The following is a 25782-nucleotide window of genomic DNA, read 5'->3' as shown; positions in this document are numbered from 1 at the left end:
GCTCCCGCCGGTTACAGGTGATAGATATCAATCACTTGATTGATGTAGTCGTTGTTTAGGATCACCTTTTTTTCCGTGATCAGCGGTTGCTCGCCGCGGGTATCCAGGGTGTAGAAGGAGGTGCCAAAGTAGGTCTGCGTCTTTTGGTAGCGGTGGCTGAGGGTCTGCCAGTTAAAGCGCAGCTTCACGGTGTCGGCATCTTGCGCCAGGATCTCCAAGTTGCTGATAAGGTGAGTGGTGCGCGGCTCTGGCGGTGAGCTGGCACCCGAGCGCTCGGTCTTGATGCGGTAGACGCGATCTTCCAGTCCTTCCCTGTTGGGGTAATAGATGAGGGAAATCTCGCTCTGGGGATCCTCTGTCAGCCTGTCATCGTCGTCCCAGGCGGGCATCCAGTACACGACCTCCTTGCTGTAGCACTGCAACCATAGTTCCCACTGGCGATCATCCAGCAGACGGGCTTCCCGAAACACAAAGGCCTGGATCTGTTCAATGGGCATGGTCATGCGAGCGTCTCCTGTTCGGTGATGGCGATCTGCTGGGCGCGTTCGGTGGCCACCGCCTGTAGCATTTCGTTGACCCAGTGCTGGTGATGGGTCACGTAGAGGCCTTCATCCTCCGGTTTGGCTCCGCTTCGCCGCGGCGTAAGGCCGATGGCATCGGCGCCGGGATCCGGGCCATCAATCCAGTGGGCGGCGCCCCGGCTCATGTCATTCCATTGCATGCCACGGGCCTGGTAACCCTGCTGGCAGGCTCGAAACTCTTCCAGATCGTCCGGTGTCCCCATACCGCTGACGTTGAAGAAGTCTTCATATTGGCGCAGGCGCTTGGCACGCTCGGCGGCCGGCTCGTTCTTGGGGGCCCAGCAGTAGATGGTGACTTCGGTCTTGTCGACGGCGATGGGGCGCAGCACGCGGATCTGGGTGGAGAACTGATCCATCAGGTAGACGTTGGGGTACAGGCACAGGTTCTTGGTGGTGTTGACGATGGCATCGGCACGGGCCTCGCCGACTTTTTGTTGCAGTCGCGCCAGGTGATTGAACACCGGGCGCACCTGGGGATTGGTGAGCCGGGTCCACAGCATGATGTGGCCGTGGTCAAAGGCGTAGAAGCCCCCTTCGCTGGACCAGCTCTTGGCATCCACCGCCTCGGTACCGCCTTTTTCATAGTTGCGCTGACCCATGGTGGACAGGTAGTTCCAGTGCACCGTGCCCACGTGGTAGCCGTCGGCGCCGTTCTCGGTGGTCAGCTTCCAGTTGCCTTCATAGGTGTAGGTAGAGCTGCCGCGCAGGAGCTCGAGGCCCTCTTCCGCCTGATCGACCATGTTGTCGATGATCTTGGTGGTTTCCCCCAGATACGTTGTCAGCGGCAGCACGTCGGCGCTCAGGCTGCCAAACAGGAAGCCGCGATAGGACTCGAACTTCGGCAGCGGCTTCAGATCGTGGGAGCCGTCGTGGCTGAAGCTCTCCGGGTAGCCGCCTTTTTGCTGATCGCGGGCCTTGAGCAGCGTGCCGTCGTTTTTGAAGGTCCAGCCGTGAAAGGGGCAGGTAAACGAGGCCTTGTTGTCGCGCCTCTTGCGGCACAGGGTTGCCCCCCGGTGGGAGCAGGTGTTGAGCAGGGCGTGCAGCTCGCCCTCCTTGCTCCGGGTGATGAGCACCGGCTGGCGACCGATCGTGGTGGTGTAGTAATCATTGGGGCGCTCCACCTGGCTTTCGTGGGCGAGATACACCCAGTTGCCTTCGAAGATGTGCTTCATCTCCAGGTCGAACAGCTCTTTATCGGTAAACATGCGGCGATCACAGCGGTAGTGGCCGGTTTGCGGGTCGGCTTCTACCGCGCCCCGGATTTTTTGTTCGAGCCGGTCCAGTTGGTCAGTCATCTCTTTCACTCCATGTGGTGTAATTGTCCGGCCCGCGTTGGGCGGGCCGGTCGGCAGGCTGCAAGCAGCGATGGATGTTCAGGCGCGAGGGCGCTTATGCGCGCGCCGTCGCTCGGGGTGGCGGGCCGCCTTGTGAGCGGGGCTATCGATGGTCAACATCACGCACTTTGGGCTGATACAGCCCTCAGCCGACCCGGCGATGGAGGAGGGCTTTCCCCACTCCTTATCTGAGCATCCCCACCTTGATACGCCCGATGAGCATGGGCGGCGGGTCGGTCTGATCTTAATGGGGGGCATGGTTGCTGACATAGCGCTTCTACCACCTTGGTGATAATTGTTTGTTGCAAAAAGGTTACGGTTGCGCTGTCATACGCACCAATATTGATTAAGTCACCAGCGATACCCTGGAGGTATGGATGGAGCTGAGATACCTCCGCAATTTCATTGCGGTGGCGGAAGAGCTGAACCTGACCCGGGCGGCGGAGCGGCTGTTTATCGCCCAACCGCCGCTGACCCGCCAAATCAAACAGCTAGAGGAAGAGCTGGAGGTGCAGTTGTTTATTCGCAAGGCGCGGGGATTGGAGCTGACCCAGGGGGGCGCGTACTTTTTGCAGCAGGCTCGTACCCTGCTGGAGCGGCTGGAGGCCAGCATCGAAGGCACCCGGCAAATAGCCCAGTTGCGCAAGATGGTGTTTGCCATCGGCTTTGTGCCGTCGGTGTTCTATGGCCAACTGCCGCTGATGGTGCGTCGGCTACGGCGCAACAAGAACCTGGAACTGGTGCTGCATGAACTCAAGACCCAGGAGCAGGTGGCGGCGCTCAAGAGTGGCAAGATAGACATCGGTTTTGGCCGGGTGCGTATCGACGATCCGGACGTGGAGCAAGAGGTGCTGTTTAACGAGCCCCTGATTGTCGCTCTGCCCGCCTCTCATCCTTTGACCCGGCAGGCGCCGACCATGGCCGAGTTGGCCGAAGTGCCCATGGTGATCTTTCCCGCCGGCGCCGGCCCCCATTTTGCCGATGTCGTCCAGGGGTTGTTTCACCGTCGCGGCCTGAAGTTGCAGGTGATCCAGCAGGTCAACGACGTGCAGACGGCGCTGTCACTGGTGGCTTCGGACATGGGGTTTGCCCTGGTGCCTGAGCAGGTGCACAAGCTAAACCGGGAAGGGGTGGAGTTCATGCCGGTGGCGGATGAAAAGCTCTCCATATCGGTGATTGCCTCGCGGCGCCGGGGCGAAACCCCGAGCGCGGCCATGCGTCTGGTGAACACCATACTGGCGGAGCTGGTGGAAAACCGGCGGAGCGGGCGTTATCCCTAAGCCGATCACGCCGGTTTTCCTGGCGTATCCTTTGCAACCATTTGATCTCGCGTGCAGTCAATCCGCGCGCTGAGGATCGTCGTGCAAGGGCGTGTGATGACTCGTCGTCTACAACAGGCCCGCTCGGCGGGCCTGCTCTTTTGCCCGGTATCAGGTGATGAGGTCGCCTCCGGCGTGATGTCGGCCGGTCGTGGTGCCGTGGCGGCGGACGGCCTCCAGCTAGGGGGAGGGGGCGGCCCGCGCCATTTGGGTGACGAGCGGGGACGCGGGGCATGGCATGGTGCATGGGTTTCATATCGAATTTGCACCTGCGCCATGAAGGGGGCCATGCCATGACGGCGCAGCAGGATCTGCTGTCGCGCTGCCACTTCACCGCCGCCGAGCTGTTACAGGGGCGAGAGCTGGTGGCGCGCGCCTTCACGGCCTTCGAGCGCCGGCTCGATCTGCTGGATGAGGAGCGGGAGGGGCGGCACTGGGCGCTTTCTTAGGCGGGCATCCCCAGAGCGCGGCGCCGGGGGAGGGAGAGAGCCCTATCCCCTGCCTGGCAGGGAAGAAATAGGGGATAGTGCTGGTGAATGCGCTAGTCAGGATCACGCTTTTTTTAGTACTATCATGCCCTTTCCTAATTTTTGCTTGAGCAGGCTCCCATTCCGGGAGCGGTGACGAGGAAGACATGCAGCAGCTTGAAGAAGTGGTCGGCCAGGCGAAGGCCGAGATCGGGGGCGTAAGCGATATCGCCGCCCTCGACGAAATCCGGGTCAAGTATCTGGGCAAGAAAGGGTTCTTTACCGAGCAGATGAAGGGACTGGGCGCGCTTTCGCCCGAAGAGCGTCCCGCCGCCGGCGCCGTGATCAACCAGGCCAAGCAGGCCGTGCAGGATCTGCTCAGCGAGCGTCGCGAGGCGCTGGAAGCGGCGGTACTGAACCAGAAGCTGGCCGCCGAGACCATCGACATCACCCTGCCGGGGCGTCGCATCGAAAATGGCGGCCTGCACCCGGTGACCCGCACCATCGAGCGCATCGAGCGCCTGTTTGGCGAGATGGGCTTCACCGTGGCGCGCGGCCCGGAGATCGAAGATGGCTTTCACAACTTCGATGCCCTGAACATCCCGGCTCACCACCCGGCGCGTACCGACCACGATACCTTCTACTTCAACCCGGACCTGATGCTGCGCACCCACACCTCGGGCGTGCAGATCCGCACCATGGAGCAGCAGCAGCCGCCGATCCGCATCATTGCGCCGGGCCGCGTCTATCGTAACGACTACGACATGACCCACACCCCCATGTTCCACCAGGTTGAAGGCCTGCTGGTCGACGAGCATGCCAGCTTCACCGAGCTCAAGGGCATTTTGCACGACTTCCTGCGCAACTACTTCGAGGAAGACCTGACCATCCGCTTCCGCCCCTCCTATTTCCCGTTCACCGAGCCGAGCGCCGAAGTGGACGTGATGGGCAAGAACGGCAAGTGGCTGGAAGTGCTGGGCTGCGGCATGGTGCACCCGAACGTGCTGCGTTCGGTTGGCATCGATCCGGAGAAATACGCCGGCTTTGCCTTCGGCATGGGCGTTGAGCGCCTGACCATGCTGCGCTATGGGGTCAACGACCTGCGCGCTTTCTTCGAAAACGACCTGCGCTTCCTCAAGCAGTTCAAGTAAGGGCGAGAGAACATGAAATTCAGTAAATCCTGGGTGATGGAGTGGGTCCGCACCGAGATAAGTGACAACGCGCTGGCCGAGCAGATCACCATGGCTGGCCTGGAAGTGGACGCCATCGAGCCGGTGGCGGGCCAGTTCAACAACGTGGTGGTCGGTGAAGTGGTCGAGTGTGCCCAGCATCCGGACGCCGACAAGCTGCGGGTGACCAAGGTCAATGTGGGCGAGGCCGAGCTGCTCGACATCGTCTGCGGCGCGCCGAACTGCCGCCAAGGTCTCAAGGTCTGCGTGGCCAAGGTCGGGGCGACCCTGCCGGGTGATTTCACCATCAAGAAGGCCAAGCTGCGCGGTCAGCCGTCCCACGGCATGCTCTGCTCCTTCAGCGAGCTGGGTATCGACGTGGAAGCCGATGGCATCATCGAGCTGCCGCTTGATGCCCCCATCGGTACCGATATCCGTGAATACCTCGCGCTCAACGACGTCGCCATCGACGTGGATCTCACCCCGAACCGCGCCGATTGCCTCGGCATTGCGGGTCTCGCCCGTGAAATCGGTGTGCTCAACCGCGCCGACGTGGTCGAACCAAGCTGGACGCCGGCAGTTGCCACCATTGATGCCACCTTCCCGATCCGGGTTGAGGCGCCGGCCGATTGCCCGCGCTATCTCGGCCGCGTCGTCAAGGGGCTGAACCTCAAGGCCCAGAGCCCGCTCTGGATGCAGGAGAAGCTGCGCCGTGGCGGCATCCGCTCCATCGACGCCATCGTCGACATCACCAACTTCCTGCTGCTGGAATACGGTCAGCCGATGCACGCCTTCGATCTGGCCAAGCTGGACAAGGAGCTGGTGGTGCGCCGCGCGCAGGCTGATGAGCCGATGACCCTGCTCGACGGCAACGACGTGAAGCTCAAAGAGAACACCCTCGTCATCGCCGACAGCACTGGCCCTGCCTGCATGGCCGGGATCTTCGGCGGCGATCGCACCGGCGTCAGTGAGACCACCACCGACATCCTGCTCGAGTGCGCCTTCTTCGCGCCGCTCTCCATCACCGGTCGCGCCCGTGCCTACGGCCTGCACACCGACTCCTCCCACCGCTTCGAGCGCGGGGTCGATCCCGAGCTGCAAGCCAAGGTGATGGACAGAGCCACCCGTCTGCTGCTGGATATCTGCGGCGGCGAAGCCGGCCCGGTGATCGAAGTCAAATCCGATGCGCACCTGCCCAAGGCCCAGCCGATCACGCTGCGTCGCAGCAAGATGGAGCGCGTCATCGGCATCGCCATCGCCGACGAGCAGGTGGTCGAGATCCTGACTCGTCTCGGCATGCAGGTCACTGCCAATGCCGACGGCTGGAGCGCCCTGGCCCCCTCCTGGCGTTTCGATATCGCCATCGAGGAAGATCTCATCGAGGAAGTGGCCCGCATCTACGGCTACAACAACATCCCGAACCTCAAACCGGTCGCTTCGCTGGCCATGGTCGAGCAGGCCGAGGGGCAGGTGACCCTCAAGCGGGTGCGCGATCTCCTGGTGGATCGCGGTTTCCAGGAGGCGATCACCTACAGCTTCGTCGATCCCAAGGCCCAGCAGGCCCTGTTCCCGCACAGTGAAGCCATCGTGCTGCCGAACCCCATCTCGGTCGAGATGTCCGCCATGCGCGTGTCACTGTTCCCGGGCCTGGTGCAGGCGGTGGTGTACAACCAGAACCGTCAGCAGCCGCGCGTGCGTCTGTTCGAGCAGGGGCTGCGTTTTATCAAGGACGAGGGCGCCGAGAACGGCATCCGTCAGGAGCCGATGCTGGCCGGTATCATCACCGGTAACCAGAGCGAAGAGCACTGGGATGGCAAGGGCCGTGGCGTCGACTTCTTCGATCTGAAGGGCGATCTGGAAGCGGTGCTCGATCTGACGGCGGAAGGCGCGGCCTTCACCTTCGAGCGTGCCGAGCACAGTGCATTGCACCCGGGCCAGTGCGCCGCCATCCTGCGCGATGGCATCGTCATCGGTCACATCGGTGTGATCCATCCGAGCCTTGAGAAGAAGCTGGGCCTTAAGACCCGCGCCGTGCTCTTTGAGCTGGAGCTGGACAAGCTGACTCCGGCCAAGGTGCCCGCCGCGACCGAGGTTTCCAAGTTCCCGGCCAACCGCCGTGACATCGCCGTGGTGGTCGACCGTCAGGTTCTGGCCGGCGATATCTTGGCAGTAATTAAAAAAGTTGGCGGAAATCAGGTAGTTGGAATAAACTTGTTCGACGTATACCAGGGTGCTGGTATGTCCGAGGAGAAGAAGAGCCTCGCCATCAGCCTGGTGTTGCAAGACACCCAGCGTACTCTGGAAGAAAAAGAGATTGCCGAGACTGTCGATCGCGTGGTCAAGGCGCTCGCTGAAGAGTTCAACGCATCCTTGAGGGACTGAATCTATGGCGCTGACCAAAGCCGATATTGCAGAGCACCTGTTCACCCAGCTTGGGATGAGCAAGCGCGAGGCCAAAGAGTTGGTGGAAGCCTTCTTTGAAGAGATCAGAATGGCCCTGGAGCGGGGCGAGCAGGTCAAGATCTCCGGCTTTGGCAACTTCGATCTTCGCGAGAAGAATCAGCGCCCGGGTCGTAACCCCAAGACAGGGGAAGACATACCCATCACGGCGCGGCGCGTCGTGACCTTCCGTCCTGGGCAGAAGCTGAAAGCCAGGGTCGAAAATGTCGAACCCAACGAGGAATAACAAAAAGCCAGGCCTAGCCTGGCTTTTTTCACTGTCGTTGTGCACCGCTCCCGCGCTGGCGGGAACCTTGCCCCTGTCGCACGAGGCCCATGCCTTCCTCGAGCAGCATCCTCAGCTGACAGTCTGTTACCCCGATATTCACTATCAGCCCTATTTCCAGCAAGGGAAGGGGCTGGTACCGGATCTGGTGGCGCAGCTCAGTGCCTTGCTGGAGGTGCAGGCCGAGCCGAAGATCTACCCGGATTGGCAGCAGGCCAGAGAAGCCTATCGCCAGGGGCGCTGCGATCTGTTGCCGCTGGTCTCGGCAGAGGGGGTCGGCAGTGAGCTGGGGCCGCAGAGCCCTCCTCTGATGACGGTGATGGCCGCCATGCTCTATCGCACCGAGGAGGACAGTGGCCCCGTGCTGGTGCAGCCGGCCTGGTTCTCCCATGTGCTGCTCAACCACTTCATGCCGGATCGCGCCATCGCGCCGGCGAAGCCCGGCATCTCGGTGCCCGCGCTGCTGCATGACGAGCCCTCCTACACCTATCTGGGCGATTACCTCTCCCTGCGTGAGTTGCTGCGTCAGCACCCGGATCTCAATGTCCGTATCCGGCTGCTTGAACACGATCACTGGCAGATGAGTGTCCGCTTGGTAATGCGCGACGAGCCTTCACTGCGTGAAGCCATCAATACCGCGGTGCGTTACCTGCCCCCCGCCAACACGTATCGGCTGCTCGACAGTTACGCCATCAGCGGTGCCGGCAGCATCAACTTGCCTGAATGGAGTGACGAGGAGCAGTCCTGGCTGGCCCGCACCCGGACGCTGCGCGTGGCCATCAACCCAGGGCTTCCTCCTTTTTCCAGCCGGGATCGCAACGGCGTGCCGGTCGGCTGGTCGGTGGATATGCTGCGCGAGCTGCTGCGGCCCCATGGCATCACGGTGGAGTGGCAAGGCGTGCGCGACCGGGAGGAGGGGATCCGCCTGCTGCGTAGCGGTGAGATTGACATGATGCTAGGGGTGCCCGAGTCGAGTGCCTTGGCAGAGGTTCTGCGCTTTACCCGCATCATGGTGATGAGCCACTGGGCCTTGCTCAGTCGCGATGGGCTGCACGCCAATCTCAAGGAGCTCGATGGCGAGACGGTGTGGGTGCCGGCAAGTTTGTGGGACCCCTCCTTGCTCGCGCGCCTGGGCAAGGCCAATTGGCAACCGGTGCCCTCCGTGGTGGAAGGGGCGGAGCGCCTGCGCCGCGGTGAGGGCCGAGGGCTGTTGGCCGATCTCTATCAGCTGCAATATCCGCTGCGCCTCAATCAGCTACAGGATTTGAACATCAGTGATCTGGTCGACGAGCGCTGGGGATTGCCGTTTGCCATCGCCCCCAACCGCCCCATGCTAGAGCGAGTCCTCAACAAGGCGATGATGGGGATTTCACCGGTTCAGCAAGACGAGCTGCGCCAGCGCTGGCTGCAACTCTCGGTCACTCAGGTGGAGGGGGTCAGTTATGGCATCTGGATCGGCTCGACCCTGCTGTTACTGCTCAGTGGTGGGGTGATCATCCTCCTCATCTGGCGCTCACGGCGGCAGTTGGCGCTCGAGATTGAGCGGCGGCGGCTGGTGGAGCAGGGGCTCTCGGAAGCCCGCCAGCGCGCCGAAGCGGCGGCGCAGGCCAAGGGGCGCTTCATGGCGGCCATCAGCCACGAGATCCGCACCCCCATGAACGCCATCATCGGTTTGCTCGAATGGCTGGCAGGCACCCGTCTTGGGCAGGAGCAGTCGCGCGCCCTGGAGCGGGTGCGTCAGGCCACCGATGAGCTGCTTGGCTTGCTCAACGACATCCTCGACTTTACCCGTAACGAACAGCACAACCTGGCATTGACGCCGCAGCGGGTGGATCTGGTATGGCTCTGTGAACGGGTGATCGCCATACACTGGCCCAAGGCCAAGGCCCGTCACATCGCCTTGAGCCTGTCGATATCGGCCGATCTGCCCGAGACGCTCTGGCTCGATCCCCATCGCATGGCGCAGATCCTGCACAACCTGCTCTCCAACGGCATCAAGTTCACCGAGCAGGGGACGGTGCGGGTCATGCTGACCCAGCAAGATGGCCACCTACTGTTGCAAGTCGAGGACGAGGGGCCGGGGATCGATCCTTCACTGCGCTCGCGCCTGTTTCTCCCCTTCGAGCAGGGGCGTGATGCGCAGCAGACCGGCGAAGGAACCGGCCTTGGCCTGGCGATCACGCATCAGCTGGTGACCCAGATGGAGGGCTCCATCGGCGTGATGGCGCGCCAGCCGAAAGGGAGCAGCTTCTGGTGCCGCTTGCCGTTGGTTCAGCCGGAGCATCCCTTACCACGGCGTCGCCAGGTGAGTCGCATCGCGCTGCAGATGCCGGCAGAGCGGCGTCTGGAGTGCCAGCTCTGGCTGGCTCGCATGCAGGTGACCGAAGATGCCAGCGCCGAGCCCCTGATCGAAGAGCCCGATGAATATGGGCTGCCCTGCTGGCGCTGGCGCGGCCAACAGCTGGTGCCAGGCAGCATGCTGAGTGTGCTGGCCGAAGAGGTGGGGCATGATGGGGCTGAACTCCCGCGGCGGGGTGATGAGTTACGGGTGCTGTTGGTGGAGGATCATGAGCTCAATCGGCACGTGCTGGCGATGCAATTGCAGCAACTGGGGGCCGTGGTCACCATGGCGGAGGATGGCGTCGTGGCCCTGAGCCTGCTGGAGCAGGGGTTGACGGTGGATCTGATCCTCACGGATCTGCAGATGCCCCGTCTTGATGGGGCCGATCTGTGCCTGCGCCTCAAAAAGGAGCCGCGCTGGTTCCATCTGCCTGTTTATGTGATCACGGCGGATCTGAGCGTACAGGCCATCAAGCGGCTCGAGCAGTGTGGCTGCGATGGGCGGTTGGACAAGCCGGTGCGCCGTCAGGAGCTCGCGGCCTTGCTGCAACGTTACGTCCCTTCATCGGAAGTCAGCGATCAGCCGCTGCTTGATGAGGCGACCCTGGCGCTGTATTGCGAGACGAATCGGCGCGATCTGGACGCTGTAATGCAATGTTGGCGAGCGCAGGATTGGCCGGGATGGGCTGCCCAATTGCACCGCATCAAGGGCTCGGCGAAGATGGTGGGGGCCAGGGAACTGGTTCGGTTAATAGAAGCGTGGGAGCAGCGGCGGGAATGGGATGCCATCGACGCCCTGCAACAGATGATGGAAGAGACAGAGCAGAGGTTGCGACAACATGACCAGCATCATCAGTGACGAAGAGCTGAGCGCCCTGCTAGACGGGGTGGGGGAGAGCGAGGAGTTTCGTCCCCTGACGCTGTACGCCCTCGATGAAGCGAGCTTTCGTGCGGTGTCAGCCCACTCTCTGCCCCACGGGGTGGTGCTGCTGTGCGCCGATCCCCAGTTAGACTGGCAGTGGATGCACTGGTTTGGCAGTACCCAATTTGCCCTCTACGATCCTGCGCAGCATGTGGGGCGTCTTTACATGACGGCGCTGGCGCAAGCGCCCGGCGTCCTGAGCATCGATGAGCCCTGGCTGGAGAGTCTGGAGCAGGCCATGGCTCGTTGGAGCCAGTGGCTGGCGGGGCAGCAGATCTTGCTGCTTGAGGATCACCCCTTCCAGGGGGAGCAGATCGCGCAACAGATCCGCTCGACCGGCGCCAGCTGCGTGCTGGTGCAAGATGGGCAGCAGTGGGCGCTCGAGTTGGCTCGCCAGCCGTTTGACTGGCTGATCTGCGATCTGGCGCTGGCCGAAGATGATGCCATCCACCTGCTGGGGCAAAGCGGCACCCAAACGCCGGTGATCCTGCTCTCCGGTCATGATCAGGTGCTGATCGACGGCGCGGCCCGTCTGCTGGGGGAGAAGGGCATCCCTGTGGTCGGCGCATTTACCAAGCCGCTCGATCTGGCCCGGCTGCTGCCCATCTTGCTGCAGGCGTATGGCGGCCGGCCACGGCTGCCGACCAACCGGTTTCGTCTGCGCCATATCCGCTCATGGGAGGGGCTGACGCTGGGCACCTTGGGTCGCCTTAACGATCTGCCTCTGGCCAGCGATCCCGCCTGGTTGCTACTGGGGAGCCTGGGCATGAACTGGGAAGCGCTGCGTCAGCGGCTCGAAATCGGGGGCGGCGCAGCGGAGCGTCTGACCCTGCTCATCCGTCCCCAGGATGATCTGCTGCAACATCAGGAGCATTTTTCTCTGGCACTGCAGGCCCGTTTGGCCGGCGCCGAATTGGCGCTGCTCATCGACCGCCCTGAGTATCTCTCCTTTGAGCTGCTCGAGCGGCTCCCCCTCTCGGCCTTGCTGCTCGGGCGCCGGCTGCTGCCCATGCTGGAGCAGGGGGGATGGCTGGAGAGCTTCTTGCAACGGGCCCGTGACAAGGAGTTGCGGCTCTACCTGGACGATCCTTACGCCCTGCTCGACAGCGTCTGGTGGGAAGGGCGGGGATTTCACGGGCGCTGGTAGGATGCGGCGCTATCTGTGCCAGCCCACCGTTCCGGCTCGTCTGGCCGCCCGTCTGTGGCGCCCTGGCTGGCCGAGCCAGCGCGCTCAACTGCCCTGCCTGGTGCCATGGGGGGCGGTGACGCTACGCCTGAGCGAGGCCTCCGAGCAGGATGAGCCCGCGCTGCTGCGTGCTTACGCCATGCTGGGCGAGCAGAGTCGTTACCTGCGTTTCATGCGGATGCCTGCCAAGCCGACGGCGGAGCAGTTGGCCTGGTTTACCCGTTATCCCCGTGAGCGGCAGTTGGCACTGCTGCTGAGTACGCCGGAGGGCGAGGTGATTGCCCATGCCCAGTCGGTGCGGCGGCGTCGCCCTGAGCGAGCCGAGTTTGCCTGTGTGGTGGCCGATGCCTGGCAGGGGCAGGGGCTGGGCAGCGCCCTGTTGCTGACGTTGGCGCTGCTGGCCAGAGAGCAGGGGGTAGAGGAGTGGGTGGCCGAGGTGTTGAGCGAGAATCGCCCCATGCTGACCCTGCTCCGAGGGCTGGGATTACCGCTCTCCTGCGTGACGGGGGGCGCAACCCAGGTGGTGCGGCTCGATCTGACGGCGCTTGATCTCGCCCGCTCTGCGACCAAGGGCGAATAGGCAGTCAGGTGTGGCCAATGCTAGGGTCTTGAAAAAGGAGGTGGCCATGGCGCAGCCCTATCAGCACATCGTGATCCTCACCGGCGCCGGCATCTCGGCCGAGTCGGGGATCCGCACCTTCCGCGCCCATGACGGGCTGTGGGAAGAGCATCGCATCGAGGATGTGGCGACCCCCGAGGGGTATGACCGCGATCCGGCGTTGGTGCAGCGATTTTACAATGCCCGCAGAGCCCAGTTGCAGCAGGACGTGGTTCACCCCAATCCGGCCCATTACGCCCTGGCGCGCCTTGAGCGCCTGTTTCCCGGTACCTTGACGCTCATTACCCAGAACATTGACAACCTGCACGAGCGCGCCGGCAGTCGCCACCTCATTCACATGCACGGGGAGCTGCTCAAGGCGCGCTGCCCCTCTTCCGGTCAGGTGGTGGAGTGGAAAGGGGCGCTGGGCCAAGATGATCTGTGCGCCTGTTGCCAGTTTCCCCAGCCGCTGCGCCCGCACGTGGTCTGGTTTGGCGAGATGCCCATCGGGCTGGATCGCATCTACTCGGCGCTGGCCAGCTGCGATCTCTTCATTGCCATTGGCACCTCGGGGGCGGTCTACCCGGCGGCGGGGTTCGTCCACGAGGCGAGCCTGGCAGGGGCTCATACCCTCGAGCTCAATCTCGAGCCGAGCGAGGTCGAGAGCCAGTTTGACGAGAAGCGCTATGGGCCGGCCTCTCATCTGGTTCCGGCGTTTGTCGACGAGCTGCTGGCCGGGATGGGGATGATAGGGCCAAGGGCCATGGCCGAGCCCTATTCTGGGCTGGTTGGAAAAGGTTAAAGGGCATTGCAAAGGTATCAATAAGTGACCACACTGGCCGCAACTGCCTCTTAACGGAGTTGTGCCATATGATGCCATCCTTGCCGCGTGTGCTGCTCCCCTTCACCCTATTGATTGGCGCTGCCTTTGCCCCGTTGCAGGCGGCGCCGCTTTTTGTCTTGACCCTTCCCGACGGACGCCAGCAATCCTGGGATGAGGCGGCCCTGGGCGCACTGCCACAGCAGCAGTTCACCACGACGACCCCCTGGACGGTGGGCAAGCACACCTACCGTGGCCCGCTGCTGCGCGATCTGCTACGTCAAGCCGGCGTGATGGAGGCAGAGCGCGTGTCGGTCACGGCGCTCAATGACTATCAGCAGGTGATCGAGCTGGATCAGTTTCGTAACGCGCCGCTGGTGTTGGCCCGCTATCAGGATGGCCAACCCATGAGCCGGCGTAACAAGGGGCCCATCTGGCTGCTGCTCTCTTTTAGTGACTACCCGCAGATGGATGTGCCGGCCGTGCACAATGCCATGGTGTGGCAGGTCGAGCGCATCGAGGTGCTGCGCTGATGCTGCGTCGCCAGGATCTGCTGCTCGGGGCGATCGTCACCCTCTTTCTGGCCTCTTCGATCACCAGCCTGTGGCTGGAGCGTCGCCATGAGCAGCTGGTGGACAACGTCTATCGCAATGCCCAGTGGAACGTGACCCAGATGTTGCTGCGTTCCCAGCGTCTGCTGTTTGAGCTGCGTCTGTTCAAGCAGGGGGCGCTCTCTTTTGACGCGGTGGCGCGCAGTTATGACATTCTGTGGAACCAGCTCGATGTGTTCCTCGTCGGCAAGGAGACGGCCGACATGCGCCAGCGCTATGGCATGGGGGAGCGGTTGCAGGCGCTGTTTGTCGAGATCAAAGAGCTAGAGCCCATGATGGAGAGCGCCGCCCGCTTGCAGCAGCCGGCCCTGGCCGTCCATCTGGCGCGCTTGCAGCCGCTGGTTGAGGAGGTGAACCGGGTGGGCAGCCGTATTCTCTCCAGCCATGAGCAGGAGCGCTCGGTCAGCGACATCCGTGAAAACCTGCGCTGGCTCCAGTGGTGCCAGTTCATCTTGCTGCTGGCGGGGAGCTTGCTGGTATTGGCGCTGATCCGGGCCAATATCGGCAATCGGCGGTTGGCCCGCCTCGATCCCTTGACCCGGCTTGGCAACCGCCGTGCTCTGCACGAGCGCCTCGCCGAGCACGGCGGGGAGCCCTGCGCCCTGGTGGTGCTCGATCTTAAACGCTTCAAGCAGGTCAACGATCTGATGGGCTATCAGGTGGGGGATCGGCTGCTCTGTCAGGTGGCCGGCATGTTGGCACAGCGCTATGGCGAGCACGCCTTTCGGCTGGGCGGTGACGAGTTTGCCGTGCTGCTGGTGCAGGCCAGTCCGCCGCTGCTCGAAGCGCAGTGTGAGCAGCTCGGCCAGCTCATCAGCTTCGATTTTGCCTGCCGTGAAGGGGTCTTTCGGGTCGAGTGCCGGCTCGGGATCGCGTTTTTGCACCGGGATCACGCCACCTTGCTCGACGAGGCCATTTTGGCGCTCAACCGCGCCAAGTTAGGGGATCTCGGCGAGCGGGTGCACTACCACCCCGCCTTGCACGAGGAGCTGCGCACCCTGCTCGATGAAGGAGCAGGCCCGGATCGCGTTCATTGAGTCGATGGGGCAGAGCAGGAGCGGCGGATCACCAGATTGGGCTCTAGGGTGATCAGGGTCTCCTGGGGGCGCTCGCCGTTGATGCGGGTCAGCAGCCGGGTGACGGCGAGGCGGCCCAGCTCCTCCTTGGGTTGGTTGATGGTGGTGAGCGGTGGTGACATGTATTCGGCCAGCGCCACATTGTCATAACCGATGATCGAGAGATCCTCCGGAATGCGCAGCCCCGCCTCGGTGGCGGCGCTGATCGCCCCCATCGCCATCATGTCGTTGCAGACAAACAGGGCGGTGGGGCGCTCAGATTGTGCCAGCAGCGAGCGCATGGCCTGATGGCCGCTGGCGCAGTCGAAGTTGCCCTCCAAGATCCAGTCGCTGCGAAGGGGCAATCCCGCCTCCTGCAATGCCTCGATAAATCCCGCCAGCCGCTCGGTTCCGGGGGCCCGATCCCGTGGCCCTGTGATGCAGCCCATCTTCTTGTGACCCAGGGCAATCAGGTGGCGGGTGGCCAGCATGCCGCCGTGGTGGGAGTTATCGGCGATGAGATCGCAGGCGCCGCCGCTGCCCCAGTCCATCTGCACCACCGGCAGATCCCCCAGCCAGTCGAGCTGGCCCAGCACCTCGCGCTGCCCTTCACTGCACATGATGAGCAGGCCGTCGACCCGCTTGCGCAGCATCATCTTGAGATAGGATTGGGCGGTGGTCGCTTCCCCTTCGGTGTTACCCAGCATCAGGTTGTAGCCCTGCTCGAAGCAGTAGCGCTCCACCCCGCGCACCACCTCGGCGAAGAAGGGGTTGCTCGAGGTGGTCACCAGCATGCCGATGCTGTGGGTCTCTTTCACCTTGAGGCTGCGCGCCACCAGACTCGGCGCGTAGTTGAGATCGCGCATGGCGGCGAACACCCGCTTGCGGGTCTCGTCCGCCACGAAACGGGTCTCGTTGATGACGTGGGAGACGGTGGTGGTCGACACCCCGGCCAGCGCCGCCACGTCCCGGATATTGGCCATCAGGGGTGCTCCTTGAGAAAGGCGCGCACTTCGGCAAGATGGGGGATCGAGCTTTGCGCGCCGAAGCGGGTGACCGAGAGGGCCGCCGCCGCGTGGGCGAAGCGGATCGCCTCCGGCATCGAGGCGCCGCGCAGCTGCTCGGCCAGCAGCGCCCCGTTGAAGGTGTCGCCGGCTGCCGTGGTGTCGGTGGCGGTGACGCGAAAACCGGGGATGAGGGCCGCTTCGCCCTGCTCGCTCCAGTAGACCCCCTGAGCGCCGAGCGTGATCATCACGCTCGCGATCCCCATAGCGTGAAAACGCGCCGCCGCCGCGCGGGCGCTCGCCTCATCGGTGACGGCCACGCCGGTCAGCAACTCTGCCTCGGTTTGGTTCGGGGTGATGAGATCGACCAGGGCGAGCAGCGATGCGGGCAGCGGCTGGGCCGGCGCGGGGTTGAGTACCACCCGGGTGCCGGCCGCATGGGCAAGCGTGGCGGCGCGTAGCACGCTCTCAAGCGGCACTTCCAGTTGCAGCAGTAGGGTATCGGCGCCGGCAATACGCGCGGCGTGGCGCTCGACCACCTCGGGGGAGAGCGCCCCGTTGGCCTCGGCGGAGAGGCCGATGCTGTTTTCCCCTTCGTCGCTCACATAGATGATGGCGATGCCGGTGGGCAGGGTGGGGTCACACTCGACCGCGCTTATGTCGATGCCGTCGGTGGCGAAGCCATCGCGCATCTGGCGGCCGATGGCGTCATCGCCGATGCGGGCGATAAAGCCGATGTCGGCGCCAAGGCGCGCCGCAGCCACCGCCTGATTGGCGCCCTTGCCGCCGGGCAGCACCTGATAGCTGTGGCCGCGCAGGGTCTCGCCGGGGCGGGGAAAGTGGGGGACGCGCAGGACATGGTCGGCATTGACGCTGCCGAGAACGACGAGTTGCTTCATAAGAGATCCTGTTTCGATACGGCTTGGGATGGGGCCGCGTGGCGGCCGCATGCCAGGCGATACTGAGCTGGCGACTAGGCGGGGGCCTGGGCCCCCGCCCCGGAGTTTACTTGGAGACGACTTGCAGCGGTACCGGGATGGCGCTCGGCACCTCTTGCCCCTTGAGCACCTTGTCGGCGGTGTCGACGCCGATGGCACCGATCAGCGCCGGTTGCTGGGCCACGGTGGCGGCCAGCTTACCCTTGGCCACGGCGGCCTTGCCATCGTCCGTGCCGTCGAAACCAACGATCATCACCTCTTTGCCGGCGGCCTGCACGGCGCGGATGGCGCCGAGCGCCATTTCGTCGTTCTGGGCGAACACCGCCTGCACCTCGGGCTGGGCGGCCAGCAGGTTTTCCATGACGTTGAGCCCCTTGGTGCGATCAAAGTCGGCCGGCTGGGAGGCGAGCACCTTGAAGTCGTTGGCCTTGACGGCCAGGGCGAAGCCTTCGCCCCGGTCGCGGGCGGCGGAGGTGCCGGCAATCCCTTCGAGCTGGATCACCTTGGCCCCCTTGCCGAGCTTCTCGGCGATGAAGTCACCGGCCATCTTGCCGCCTGCCACGTTGTCGGAGGCGATGTGGGCCTTGACCTTGCCCTGGGCGGCGCCGCGGTCGAGGGTCAGCACCGGGATGTCGGCGCGGTTGGCCAGCACGATGGCGTTGCCGACGGCGGCGGAGTCGGTCGGGTTGATCAGGATGGCGCTGACCTTGCGCACGGTGAGATCTTCCACGTTGGCCAGCTCCTTGGCCGGGTCATTCTGGGAGTCCAGCACGATCATCTGGTAGCCCAGCTCCTTGGCCTTGGCTTCGGCCCCCTCCTTCATGGTGACGAAGAAGGGGTTGTTGAGGGTCGAGACCACCAGAGCCAGGGTCTGATCGGCAGCGTGGGCGGTGCCCATGACAGACAGAACGGCGGCGGCGAGCAGGGTATTGAGCTTTTTCATCGTTTCATTCCTTGTGTGTGTCATCACTTGCTTTTGTTGTCGATCATCACGGCGAGCAGGATCACGCTGGCCTTGGCAATCATCTGGTAATACGAAGAGACGTCGAGCAGGTTCAGGGCGTTGTTGAGAAAGCCGATGATGAGGGCACCGATCAGGGTCCCCATGATGCGGCCCTTGCCCCCCATCAGGCTGGTGCCCCCCAGTACCACGGCGGCGATGGCGTCGAGCTCGTAGCCCATGCCGGCGGTCGGCTGGGCCGACGACAGGCGCGAGGTGACGATCAGCCCCGCCAGGGCGGAGAAGACGCCGCACAGGCTGTAGACCGCGAGCTTGACCCGCGCCACGTTGATGCCCGAGAGGGCGGTGGCCGACTCGTTCCCCCCCAGGGCGTAGATGTAGCGCCCCAGGCGAGTGTGGTTTAGCAGATACCAGGCAAACAGGAAGGTGAGCGCCATCAGCCAGATGGGCACCGGAATGCCGAGAAGATATCCGGTGCCGAGCCAGGCGAACTGATCGGCCCCGTCGCTAAAACCGGTGGAGATGGGGCGCCCCTCGGTATAGACCATGGTCACACCGCGCAGGGCGGTCATGGTGACCAGGGTGGCGATGAAGGCCTGCACCTTGCCCAGGGCAATGATGGCACCGCTGAGGCCCCCCAAGGCTGCGCCGGCCAGCAGGGCGGCGGGCACGGCCACGTAGATGGGCAGCTCCATGCCGATCATGCTGGCGGCGAAGGCGCCGCACAGGGCCAGCACGGCGCCGACCGACAGATCGATGCCGGCGGTGAGGATCACCAGGGTCATGCCGACGGCGATGATGGCGTTGACCGAGGTCTGACGCAGGATGTTGAGCAGGTTGTCTAAGGTGAAGAACTGGTTGTTGAGCAGCGACACCACGGCGATCAGCAGCAACAGGGCGACCAAGGATTTGTTGTCAATCCACCAGCGTTTGCTCAGAAAGCCCGTCCGGGCTGCGGTTTGGGATGTCATGCCGGCACCTCTTGCCATTGTTTTCCTACTGCGGCAGCCATCAGGCGCTCCTGATTGGCCTCTTGTCGATTCATCTCGGCGCTGACGCGCCCTTCGTGCATCACCAGGATGCGGTCACTCATGCCGAGCACTTCCGGCATCTCGGAGGAGACGATGATGACGCTCATCCCCTCCTTCTTGAACTCGTTGATGAGCTGGTAGATCTCCTTCTTGGCCCCCACGTCGACGCCGCGGGTCGGCTCGTCCAGGATCAACACCCGCGGGCGGGTGAGCAGCCCCTTGGCGATGGCCACCTTCTGCTGGTTGCCCCCCGAGAGCAGGCGGATCGGCTGCTCGGCGCCCGGCGTTTTGATGTTAAACAGGCGGATGTAGTCGTTGACCGCCTGGCGCTCGGCGTTGCCGTCGATGTGAAGGCCACGCACGAACTCGCCGAGGGCGCACAGGGTCATGTTCTCGCGCACCGACATGGGCAGCACCAGACCATCGCCCTTGCGATCCTCCGAGATGTAGGCGATGCCGGCCGCCAGGCCATCGGCCGGGGTGCGGGTCACCAGCGGCTGGCCGCCGAGGGTCATGCTGCCGGCGCTGGGGCGCGCCGCGCCATAGATGAGCTTCATCAGCTCGGTGCGCCCGGAGCCCATCAGGCCGCTAAAGCCGAGGATCTCCCCCTCGTGCAGGGTGAAACTCACGCCGCGCACGCCGGGGCCGCAAAGCTGCTCCACCTGGAGGCTCACCGCGCCGGGGGCGCGGGCCAGACGAGGGTATTGCTCGTCGAGGCGGCGCCCCACCATCATCTCAATCAGGCGATCCTCGTCGAGGTCGCTTACCGGGCACTCGCCAATCCACTTGCCGTCACGCAGCACGGTGACGTCGTCGCAGATCTGGAAGATCTCCTTGAGCCGGTGCGAGATGTAGACGATGCCGCAGCCCTGAGCGCGCAGCTCGCGAATGACCTTGAACAGCTGCTCGGTCTCGGTGTCGGTCAGGGCATCGGTCGGCTCGTCCATGATGATGACGCTGGCATCAAAGGAGAGGGCTTTGGCGATCTCCACCATCTGCTGCTCGCCGATGGAGAGGTCCCCAAGCCGGGTATCCGGGCCGTGGCGCACACCAAGGCGTGAAAGCAGGGCGGCGGCGCGCTCACGCTGTGCCCGGTGATCGATGTTGCCAAAACGGCTGCGCGGCTCGCGCCCCAAGAAGATGTTGGCGGCGATCGAGAGCTCGGGCAGCAGGTTGAGCTCCTGGTGGATGATGCTGATCCCCTGATCCTGGGATTCACGCGGGCCGCGAAAGGCGATGGGCTGGCCGCGGTAGGTGAGGGTGCCGCTGTCGGCCTGGTAGATGCCGGTCAGCACCTTCATCAGGGTCGACTTGCCGGCGCCATTTTCGCCGAGCAGGGCCATGACCCGGCCCGGGTAGACGCGCAGGCCCGCCTCGTCGAGGGCGCGCACGCCGGGGAAGGTCTTGACGATCCCGGTCAGCTCAAGCAGTGGAGTGGTCATCGGATTCATGCATGCTCCCGTCAGAAGGCGACGCCGGCGCAGAGGATGAGGTTGGCGTAAGGGGTGGTCTCGCCGCTGCGCACGATGGCGCGGCTGCGCACGCTTCTGGCTTTGAACTCTTCGTGCAGCTGGTATTCGATGGCGATGGGCTTGCCCTGCTCGGCGCCGTGACGCTCGAGGCGCTCGAGGATGAGCTGATGACAGCGCGGGCTCACGCTCTTGATCTCGCTGGCGAGGATCGCCTTCTCGACGGTGAGTTCGCACAAGAGGGCGTCGAGGGTGGTCAGCAGGGAAGGGGTGCCGGGCATCAGCGCCAGATCGATGCGCTCGGGGCCATCGGGGATCGGGAGCCCCGCATCGCAGACCACGATCTCGTCGGTATGACCGACCCGGGCGACCAGTGCGCTGAGCGGCGCATTGAGCAGCTTGCCTCGTTTCATACTACACCTCTTGGCCCTGTGGCCCTGTCAACGGAGTTGTTACGCAACCGGTTGCGTAACCGGTTGCGTTGAAGGGTAGGCCCCTTGGGATGGGGATGCCAGTGCGATATTTCAGGAGTGTGAAAAGGATCTCAAAGCAAGGGGGGGGAGTGGTCGCTTGGGACTGATCAGGGGAAAAGAAGGGGCCAGGGGGCCCCTTCATGTCAGAGGGCGAGCGCCTGTTGCACGGCGGGGCGCGCCAGCATGCGGCGGTGGTGCTCAGCCAGCTTGGGGAACTCATCGAGCGCGATGTCGATGCTCTTGAGCCAGCCGGCCACCACGAACAGGTAGATGTCGGCGAGGCTGAAGCGCTCCCCCAGCACCCAGGGGCCGGTGAGGTAGTACTGCTCTATCTGGGCAAAACCGTCGCGCATGTTGGCCGGCACCTTGGCGCGCATGGCGGCGATCGCCTGCTCATCATCGGCCCAGCGGCTGCCACGCCGACCGTGGGCAAAGGCGATGTGCACTGTGCTGGCCAGGAAGCTGTGCACCTCCTGCATGCGGGCCAGCAGGTAGGGGTCGTCGAGCGGCGCCAGGTTGGCGGCGGGGAAGCGCTGCGCCACATAGAGCAGCAGCGCCGGGGTCTCGGTCAGCACACCCTGCTCGGTGATCAGGGCGGGCACCCTTCCCTTGGGGTTGATGGCGAGGTAGTCGGGGCGACGCTGCTCGCCGGCGGCCAGATCCAGCTGGTGATAGCGGTGCCCGGCATTGGCCTCGGTGAGGGCGATGTGCACGGCCATGGCACAGCTGCCGGGGGCAAGATAGAGGGTGAGATCGGACACGAGAGGCTCCTTGCAACGTTCCTTATGGGGACTCCATCCTACGCTCCTGGCGATGGCAGGCAATGAGGCGGGACGAAAAAGGGGCGCCATGGTGGCGCCCCTTGCTCTGTTTAGCCCGCCTTGGCCACCATGGCCTTGAGCTGCTGGAAGTACTGCTCGTAGAGGACGGAGGCCTCACCGACGTCGGATTGGAACTCCCCCTTCTGCTTGATAGCCTCGCTTGGGAAGATCATGGGGTTATTGCGAAACGCGGGCTTGAGCAGGGGAATGGCATCCTTGACCGGGGTCGGATAGCCGATCGCCTCGGCGACCTGGGCAGCCACATCCGGGCGCATCAGGAAGTTGATGAGGGCATGGGCCTCCTTCACGTGCTTGGCCTTGGCGGTGACGGCCAAGTTGTCCATCCACAGTATGGTGCCCTCCTCGGGCCAGGTGAAGGTGATGCCGGGGTACTCCTGCTGGGCGCCATAGGCGGAGCCGTTCCACAGCATGCCGAGGTTGACCTCGCCGGCGATGAAGGGATCGGCCGGGTTGTCGGAGTTGAACGCCTTGACGTTGGGCATCAGCTGTTTCAGGTACTCGAAGGCCTCCTTGATCTCGGCAGGTTTCTGGCTGTTGGGGCTGTGGCCGAGCTGCACCAGGGCGATGTGGAACACCTCGCGAGCGTCGTCCATCAGCAGCAGGCTCTCTTTCCACTCAGGGGCCCAGAGATCTTTCCATGCGCTCACCGGCTGGCTCACCACGTCGCTGTTGCGACCGATGCCGGTGGCGCCCCAGATGTAGGGGATGGAGTAGGTGTTGCCCGGATCGTACTCGTGGTTGAGCAGGCTCGGATCGAGGTGCTTGAAGTTGGGTAGCAGGGCCCGGTCGAGGGGTTGCAGCATCTGCTCTTTGGCCATTTTGGCCACGAAGTAGGTGCTCGGCACCACCACGTCGTACCCATCGGGGTGGGTCTTGAGCTTGGCGTAAAGGGTCTCGTTGGATTCGTAGGTGGAGTAGATCACCTTGATCCCGGTCTCTTTCTGGAACTGCTCGAGCAGGCCGTCGGGCACGTATTCGGACCAGTTGTAGAAGTAGACCACCTTGTCATCGGCCAATGCCGCCGGCGCAGGGGCCAGGGCGCCGAGGAGAAGGGCGGCGCCGAGGGCAAGAGGGGTCGCCTTTTTGCAAGTGCGGTGGGTCATCGCAACACTCCTTTCGGGGTTGGGGGCCCGCAGGCCCGCAGTCAAACAAGTCGCCCGTCCGGGCGACGGAATTATTTGCGGCGCAGTAGCCACTGGGAGAGCAGCACCAGCGCCAGTGAGAATCCGAGCATCAGGGTGGCCAGGGCGTTGACCTCGGGTGAGACCCCCACCTTGACCATGGAGTAGATCTTGAGCGGCAAGATCTCATAGCTGGGGCCGGTGACAAACGAGCTGATCACCACATCGTCGAGCGACAGGGTGAAGGCCAGCAGCCAGCCGGCGGCGATGGCGGGCATGGCCAGCGGTAACAGGATGCGGCGAAAGATCACCCACTCTCCTGCTCCGAGATCACGGGCCGCCTCCAGCATCTTCACATCAAACCCCACCAACCGCGCATAGACGGTGATCACCACGAACGGCAGGCTGAAAGTGATGTGGGCGATCAGCAGGGTCACAAAGCCGAGCTTGACCCCCAGCAGCACAAACAGGGTGAGCAGGGAGATAGCCATGACGATGTCGGGAGACATCATCACCACAAACAGCAGGCCGCCCACATAGGGCTTGCCGCGAAAGCGGTAACGAAACAGAGCCACCGCCGCCAGGGTGCCGATGGCCACCGCCGCGCTGGCCGAGAGGGCCGCTATGGTCATCGAGTGCTGGGCCGCCTGCATCATGCTGGCATTGCCAAGCAGCTTTTCGTACCACTGCCAGGTGAAGCCACGCCAGTCGATGCCGTATTTTGAGGCATTGAAGGAGTTGGCGATCAGCACCGCGATGGGGATGTAGAGGTAGGCGTAGATCAGGGCCAAGTAGCCCCCCTTAAGCAGACGCATCATGCCAGAGTCCCCTTCCTGCGCAGCAGCTTGCCGGCGCGCCAGTAACACCAGAGCAGCAGCCCCATCAGCACGGTGAGCGTGACGCTGGTGGCGGCGCCAAACGGCCAGTCACGGGTGTTGAGAAACGCCGTCTTGATGACGTTGCCGATGAGCAGGTGCTTGGCGCCCCCTAACAGATCCGAGACGTAGAACATCCCCATGGCGGGCAGGAATACCAGCAGGCAGCCGGCGACGATGCCGGGCAGGGTCAGGGGGAGCACCACGTGGACAAAGCGCTGCAAGGGGCTGGCACCGAGATCCTGCGCCGCCTCAAGCAGGCGCAGATCGAGCTTCTCCATCGCCGAGTAGAGCGGCAAAATCATGAAGGGCAGCAGCACATAGACCAGGCCGATGATGACGGCAAACTCGGTGTACATCATCTGAATGGGGCGCTCGATGAGCCCCAGATCCAGCAGCAGCCCGTTGACAAGGCCACGGGTGCCCATCAGCACCTTGAGGGCGTAGGTGCGGATGAGGGAGTTGGTCCAAAACGGCACCACCACCAGAAACAGCAGCAGGGGGCGCACTCGGGCCGGCAGGCGGGCCACCAGCCAGGCAAACGGATAGCCGGTCGCCAGACAGATGAGGGTCGCCAGCAGCGCCAGCCAGAGCGAATGGAGGATCACATCCCAGTAGAGGGGGTCGAGCAGGCGCAGGTAGTTGCCGAGGGTAAACAGGGGGGCAATCATCTGCCTTTCATCCCGGGTCAGCAGGCTGACCGCCAGGATCATCAGGTTGGGAAACAGCACAAACAGGGTGAGCCAGCCCACAATGAGGGCGATGGCCAGATTGCGAAAACCGTTGTGGGCAAAGCCATTTGAGGGAGGGCGCAGAGGGGCCTCCTTGATGCGATCACTGCTCTTCATGGGGTAATACCACCTCCCAGCTGTCGACCCAGTGGACGGCCACCGTCTGACCGATGCGGTAGTCAAAATCGGGGTCGTCCTCGTCGAAGAACTCCGAGACCAGGATGCGTTTGCCCGACTCGAGCTCGACCTGTGAATCCAGGGTGGCGCCCTTGTAGTTACGATCCAAAATGCGGCCCGGCAGGCTGTCGGCGGCCGGCTCGGCCGCGGCGATCTCCATGCGCAGATCCTCGGGGCGCAGCAGCACCAGCACCGGATCGCCGGCCTGGAAGGGCAGGGGGGTATGGATGCGGCATTCACGCCCCTCGACCCGGGCCTGCCAGACATCACCGCCAAGGTGGCTGATCAGCACCCCCTCCATCACGTTGATCTCGCCGATGAAGCGCGCCACGAACAGAGTAGCCGGGGTTTCGTAGATGTCGCGCGGCGTGCCGGTCTGCACTATGCGTCCTCCCTCCATCACCACGATGCGATCCGACATGGATAGCGCCTCTTCTTGATCATGGGTGACGAAGATAAAGGTGATGCCAAGGCGCCGTTGCAGGGCCTTTAACTCACTTTGCATCTGTTTGCGCAGCTTGTAGTCGAGCGCCGAGAGCGACTCGTCGAGCAGCAGCACCCGCGGCCGATTGACCACGGCGCGGGCAATGGCCACGCGCTGCTGCTGACCGCCGGAGAGCTGATCCGGTTTGCGATCGGCCAATGACTCGAGCTGCACCATGGCCAGTGCTTCGCGCACCCGGCTCCCGATCTCGCCCTTGTCGATGCCCTGCATTTGCAGGCCGAAGGCGACGTTGTCGAACACCGTCATGTGTGGGAAGAGCGCATAGCTCTGAAAGACGGTGTTGATGTGCCTATGCTCGGCCGGGATCTCCGTGATGTCGTCATCACCCAGCAGGATGCGCCCCTCATCGACCGATTCGAGACCGGCGATCATCCTGAGCACTGTCGTTTTTCCGCATCCGGAGGGACCGAGCAGCGTGAGAAACTCGCCGTCCATGATCTCCAGATCCAAGCCCTGTATGACCTGTTTGCCGTCATACCCCTTGCTGATCCCCGTCAGCGAAACGATAGTCCTGGTGTTGTTTGTCAT

General features: G+C 63.6%; 24 protein-coding genes. 11 read left to right on the top strand and 13 right to left on the bottom strand.

What is annotated here, in order from left to right; all coding sequences use genetic code 11:
• Nucleotides 1-11 precede the first annotated feature (11 nt).
• Together benB and BN1134_RS03430 are read right to left on the bottom strand one after the other, a co-directional pair.
• Entirely contained in the window at nucleotides 12-503 is a 492-nt protein-coding gene (gene benB, locus BN1134_RS03435) for a benzoate 1,2-dioxygenase small subunit (RefSeq protein ID WP_042045249.1), read from the bottom strand.
• Nucleotides 500-1876, bottom strand: coding sequence for a Rieske 2Fe-2S domain-containing protein (locus BN1134_RS03430; RefSeq protein WP_042045248.1), 1377 nt, complete (start codon nucleotides 1874-1876; stop codon nucleotides 500-502). Before BN1134_RS03430 ends, benB begins: the two co-directional genes overlap by 4 nt.
• Before the next feature lie 416 nt (nucleotides 1877-2292).
• On the opposite strand from BN1134_RS03430, the gene BN1134_RS03425 reads away from it, so the two are divergent.
• The 11 genes from BN1134_RS03425 (at nucleotide 2293) to BN1134_RS03375 (ending at nucleotide 15109) form a co-directional block, all read left to right on the top strand.
• Nucleotides 2293-3195, top strand: coding sequence for a LysR family transcriptional regulator (locus BN1134_RS03425; protein ID WP_042045247.1), 903 nt, complete (start codon nucleotides 2293-2295; stop codon nucleotides 3193-3195).
• A 284-nt stretch (nucleotides 3196-3479) separates the two neighbouring features.
• Nucleotides 3480-3683 (top strand): hypothetical protein, encoded by a 204-nt coding sequence (locus BN1134_RS03420; RefSeq protein ID WP_042045246.1) that lies wholly within the window; start codon nucleotides 3480-3482, stop codon nucleotides 3681-3683.
• A gap of 185 nt (nucleotides 3684-3868) precedes the next feature.
• Nucleotides 3869-4852: a phenylalanine--tRNA ligase subunit alpha gene (gene pheS / locus BN1134_RS03415; RefSeq protein ID WP_042045245.1), complete on the top strand. Its 984-nt coding sequence runs from the start codon at nucleotides 3869-3871 to the stop codon at nucleotides 4850-4852.
• 12 nt (nucleotides 4853-4864) lie between these two features.
• Complete coding sequence (gene pheT / locus BN1134_RS03410) at nucleotides 4865-7252, top strand: phenylalanine--tRNA ligase subunit beta (RefSeq protein ID WP_042045244.1); 2388 nt, start codon at nucleotides 4865-4867, stop codon at nucleotides 7250-7252.
• Nucleotides 7253-7256: 4 nt separating this feature from the next.
• On the top strand, nucleotides 7257-7556 hold the full coding sequence (gene ihfA, locus BN1134_RS03405; RefSeq protein WP_042045243.1) for an integration host factor subunit alpha: 300 nt from the start codon (nucleotides 7257-7259) through the stop codon (nucleotides 7554-7556).
• Between the two features lie 67 nt (nucleotides 7557-7623).
• Entirely contained in the window at nucleotides 7624-10794 is a 3171-nt protein-coding gene (locus BN1134_RS03400) for an ATP-binding protein (protein WP_042045242.1), read from the top strand.
• Nucleotides 10775-12004 (top strand): response regulator, encoded by a 1230-nt coding sequence (locus tag BN1134_RS03395; RefSeq protein ID WP_042045241.1) that lies wholly within the window; start codon nucleotides 10775-10777, stop codon nucleotides 12002-12004. The genes BN1134_RS03400 and BN1134_RS03395 overlap by 20 nt, the downstream gene beginning before the upstream one ends.
• A 1-nt stretch (nucleotide 12005) precedes the next feature.
• Nucleotides 12006-12623, top strand: a complete 618-nt coding sequence (locus tag BN1134_RS03390; protein WP_042045240.1) for a GNAT family N-acetyltransferase — start codon at nucleotides 12006-12008, stop codon at nucleotides 12621-12623.
• Between the two features lie 46 nt (nucleotides 12624-12669).
• Nucleotides 12670-13443 carry a Sir2 family NAD+-dependent deacetylase gene (gene cobB / locus BN1134_RS03385; RefSeq protein WP_042045239.1) on the top strand — a complete coding sequence of 258 codons (774 nt, stop codon included), beginning with the start codon at nucleotides 12670-12672 and terminating at the stop codon, nucleotides 13441-13443.
• A 68-nt stretch (nucleotides 13444-13511) separates the two neighbouring features.
• Entirely contained in the window at nucleotides 13512-13994 is a 483-nt protein-coding gene (locus BN1134_RS03380) for a putative pterin-binding protein (RefSeq protein ID WP_415857796.1), read from the top strand.
• Nucleotides 13994-15109, top strand: a complete 1116-nt coding sequence (locus BN1134_RS03375) for a GGDEF domain-containing protein (RefSeq protein ID WP_052449407.1) — start codon at nucleotides 13994-13996, stop codon at nucleotides 15107-15109. The genes BN1134_RS03380 and BN1134_RS03375 overlap by 1 nt, the downstream gene beginning before the upstream one ends.
• Here BN1134_RS03375 and BN1134_RS03370 read toward each other — a convergent pair.
• From BN1134_RS03370 to potA, 11 genes are all read right to left on the bottom strand, one after another.
• Nucleotides 15103-16110: a substrate-binding domain-containing protein gene (locus BN1134_RS03370; protein WP_042045238.1), complete on the bottom strand. Its 1008-nt coding sequence runs from the start codon at nucleotides 16108-16110 to the stop codon at nucleotides 15103-15105. The genes BN1134_RS03375 and BN1134_RS03370 overlap by 7 nt on opposite strands.
• On the bottom strand, nucleotides 16110-17030 hold the full coding sequence (gene rbsK / locus BN1134_RS03365) for a ribokinase (RefSeq protein ID WP_042045237.1): 921 nt from the start codon (nucleotides 17028-17030) through the stop codon (nucleotides 16110-16112). The genes BN1134_RS03370 and rbsK overlap by 1 nt, the downstream gene beginning before the upstream one ends.
• A gap of 106 nt (nucleotides 17031-17136) precedes the next feature.
• Nucleotides 17137-18012: a ribose ABC transporter substrate-binding protein RbsB gene (gene rbsB, locus BN1134_RS03360; protein WP_042045236.1), complete on the bottom strand. Its 876-nt coding sequence runs from the start codon at nucleotides 18010-18012 to the stop codon at nucleotides 17137-17139.
• 23 nt (nucleotides 18013-18035) lie between these two features.
• On the bottom strand, nucleotides 18036-19001 hold the full coding sequence (rbsC, locus tag BN1134_RS03355; protein ID WP_042045235.1) for a ribose ABC transporter permease: 966 nt from the start codon (nucleotides 18999-19001) through the stop codon (nucleotides 18036-18038).
• Complete coding sequence (gene rbsA / locus BN1134_RS03350) at nucleotides 18998-20512, bottom strand: ribose ABC transporter ATP-binding protein RbsA (protein WP_042045234.1); 1515 nt, start codon at nucleotides 20510-20512, stop codon at nucleotides 18998-19000. Before rbsA ends, rbsC begins: the two co-directional genes overlap by 4 nt.
• Nucleotides 20513-20523: 11 nt before the next feature.
• Nucleotides 20524-20943, bottom strand: coding sequence for a D-ribose pyranase (rbsD, locus tag BN1134_RS03345; protein ID WP_042045233.1), 420 nt, complete (start codon nucleotides 20941-20943; stop codon nucleotides 20524-20526).
• Between the two features lie 203 nt (nucleotides 20944-21146).
• Entirely contained in the window at nucleotides 21147-21764 is a 618-nt protein-coding gene (locus tag BN1134_RS03340) for a glutathione S-transferase family protein (protein ID WP_042045231.1), read from the bottom strand.
• A gap of 110 nt (nucleotides 21765-21874) precedes the next feature.
• Entirely contained in the window at nucleotides 21875-22948 is a 1074-nt protein-coding gene (locus BN1134_RS03335) for an extracellular solute-binding protein (protein ID WP_042045230.1), read from the bottom strand.
• 71 nt (nucleotides 22949-23019) lie between these two features.
• A complete protein-coding gene (potC, locus tag BN1134_RS03330; RefSeq protein ID WP_042045228.1) occupies nucleotides 23020-23784 on the bottom strand; it encodes a spermidine/putrescine ABC transporter permease PotC in 765 nt (254 codons plus the stop codon).
• Nucleotides 23781-24689 (bottom strand): spermidine/putrescine ABC transporter permease PotB, encoded by a 909-nt coding sequence (gene potB / locus BN1134_RS03325; RefSeq protein ID WP_084214691.1) that lies wholly within the window; start codon nucleotides 24687-24689, stop codon nucleotides 23781-23783. The genes potC and potB overlap by 4 nt, the downstream gene beginning before the upstream one ends.
• Complete coding sequence (gene potA, locus BN1134_RS03320) at nucleotides 24676-25782, bottom strand: spermidine/putrescine ABC transporter ATP-binding protein PotA (protein WP_042045227.1); 1107 nt, start codon at nucleotides 25780-25782, stop codon at nucleotides 24676-24678. Before potA ends, potB begins: the two co-directional genes overlap by 14 nt.

It is taken from the genome of Aeromonas simiae, from assembly GCF_000820125.1.
Classification (GTDB): domain Bacteria; phylum Pseudomonadota; class Gammaproteobacteria; order Enterobacterales; family Aeromonadaceae; genus Aeromonas; species Aeromonas simiae.
Note: the sequence above shows the minus strand (reverse complement) of the source record. Positions and strands in the feature narration are given on the sequence as shown.

Bases quoted from the DNA above. Each gene is read 5' to 3' on its own strand.
- benB (WP_042045249.1), bottom strand. From the start codon at position 503: ATGACCATGCCCATTGAACAGATCCAGGCCTTTGTGTTTCGGGAAGCC.
- BN1134_RS03430 (WP_042045248.1), bottom strand. From the start codon at position 1,876: ATGACTGACCAACTGGACCGGCTCGAACAAAAAATCCGGGGCGCGGTA.
- BN1134_RS03425 (WP_042045247.1), top strand. From the start codon at position 2,293: ATGGAGCTGAGATACCTCCGCAATTTCATTGCGGTGGCGGAAGAGCTG.
- BN1134_RS03420 (WP_042045246.1), top strand. From the start codon at position 3,480: ATGGGTTTCATATCGAATTTGCACCTGCGCCATGAAGGGGGCCATGCC.
- pheS (WP_042045245.1), top strand. From the start codon at position 3,869: ATGCAGCAGCTTGAAGAAGTGGTCGGCCAGGCGAAGGCCGAGATCGGG.
- pheT (WP_042045244.1), top strand. From the start codon at position 4,865: ATGAAATTCAGTAAATCCTGGGTGATGGAGTGGGTCCGCACCGAGATA.
- ihfA (WP_042045243.1), top strand. From the start codon at position 7,257: ATGGCGCTGACCAAAGCCGATATTGCAGAGCACCTGTTCACCCAGCTT.
- BN1134_RS03395 (WP_042045241.1), top strand. From the start codon at position 10,775: ATGACCAGCATCATCAGTGACGAAGAGCTGAGCGCCCTGCTAGACGGG.
- BN1134_RS03390 (WP_042045240.1), top strand. From the start codon at position 12,006: ATGCGGCGCTATCTGTGCCAGCCCACCGTTCCGGCTCGTCTGGCCGCC.
- cobB (WP_042045239.1), top strand. From the start codon at position 12,670: ATGGCGCAGCCCTATCAGCACATCGTGATCCTCACCGGCGCCGGCATC.
- BN1134_RS03380 (WP_415857796.1), top strand. From the start codon at position 13,512: ATGATGCCATCCTTGCCGCGTGTGCTGCTCCCCTTCACCCTATTGATT.
- BN1134_RS03375 (WP_052449407.1), top strand. From the start codon at position 13,994: ATGCTGCGTCGCCAGGATCTGCTGCTCGGGGCGATCGTCACCCTCTTT.
- BN1134_RS03370 (WP_042045238.1), bottom strand. From the start codon at position 16,110: ATGGCCAATATCCGGGACGTGGCGGCGCTGGCCGGGGTGTCGACCACC.
- rbsK (WP_042045237.1), bottom strand. From the start codon at position 17,030: ATGAAGCAACTCGTCGTTCTCGGCAGCGTCAATGCCGACCATGTCCTG.
- rbsB (WP_042045236.1), bottom strand. From the start codon at position 18,012: ATGAAAAAGCTCAATACCCTGCTCGCCGCCGCCGTTCTGTCTGTCATG.
- rbsC (WP_042045235.1), bottom strand. From the start codon at position 19,001: ATGACATCCCAAACCGCAGCCCGGACGGGCTTTCTGAGCAAACGCTGG.
- rbsA (WP_042045234.1), bottom strand. From the start codon at position 20,512: ATGAATCCGATGACCACTCCACTGCTTGAGCTGACCGGGATCGTCAAG.
- rbsD (WP_042045233.1), bottom strand. From the start codon at position 20,943: ATGAAACGAGGCAAGCTGCTCAATGCGCCGCTCAGCGCACTGGTCGCC.
- BN1134_RS03335 (WP_042045230.1), bottom strand. From the start codon at position 22,948: ATGACCCACCGCACTTGCAAAAAGGCGACCCCTCTTGCCCTCGGCGCC.
- potC (WP_042045228.1), bottom strand. From the start codon at position 23,784: ATGATGCGTCTGCTTAAGGGGGGCTACTTGGCCCTGATCTACGCCTAC.
- potB (WP_084214691.1), bottom strand. From the start codon at position 24,689: ATGAAGAGCAGTGATCGCATCAAGGAGGCCCCTCTGCGCCCTCCCTCA.
- potA (WP_042045227.1), bottom strand. From the start codon at position 25,782: ATGACAAACAACACCAGGACTATCGTTTCGCTGACGGGGATCAGCAAG.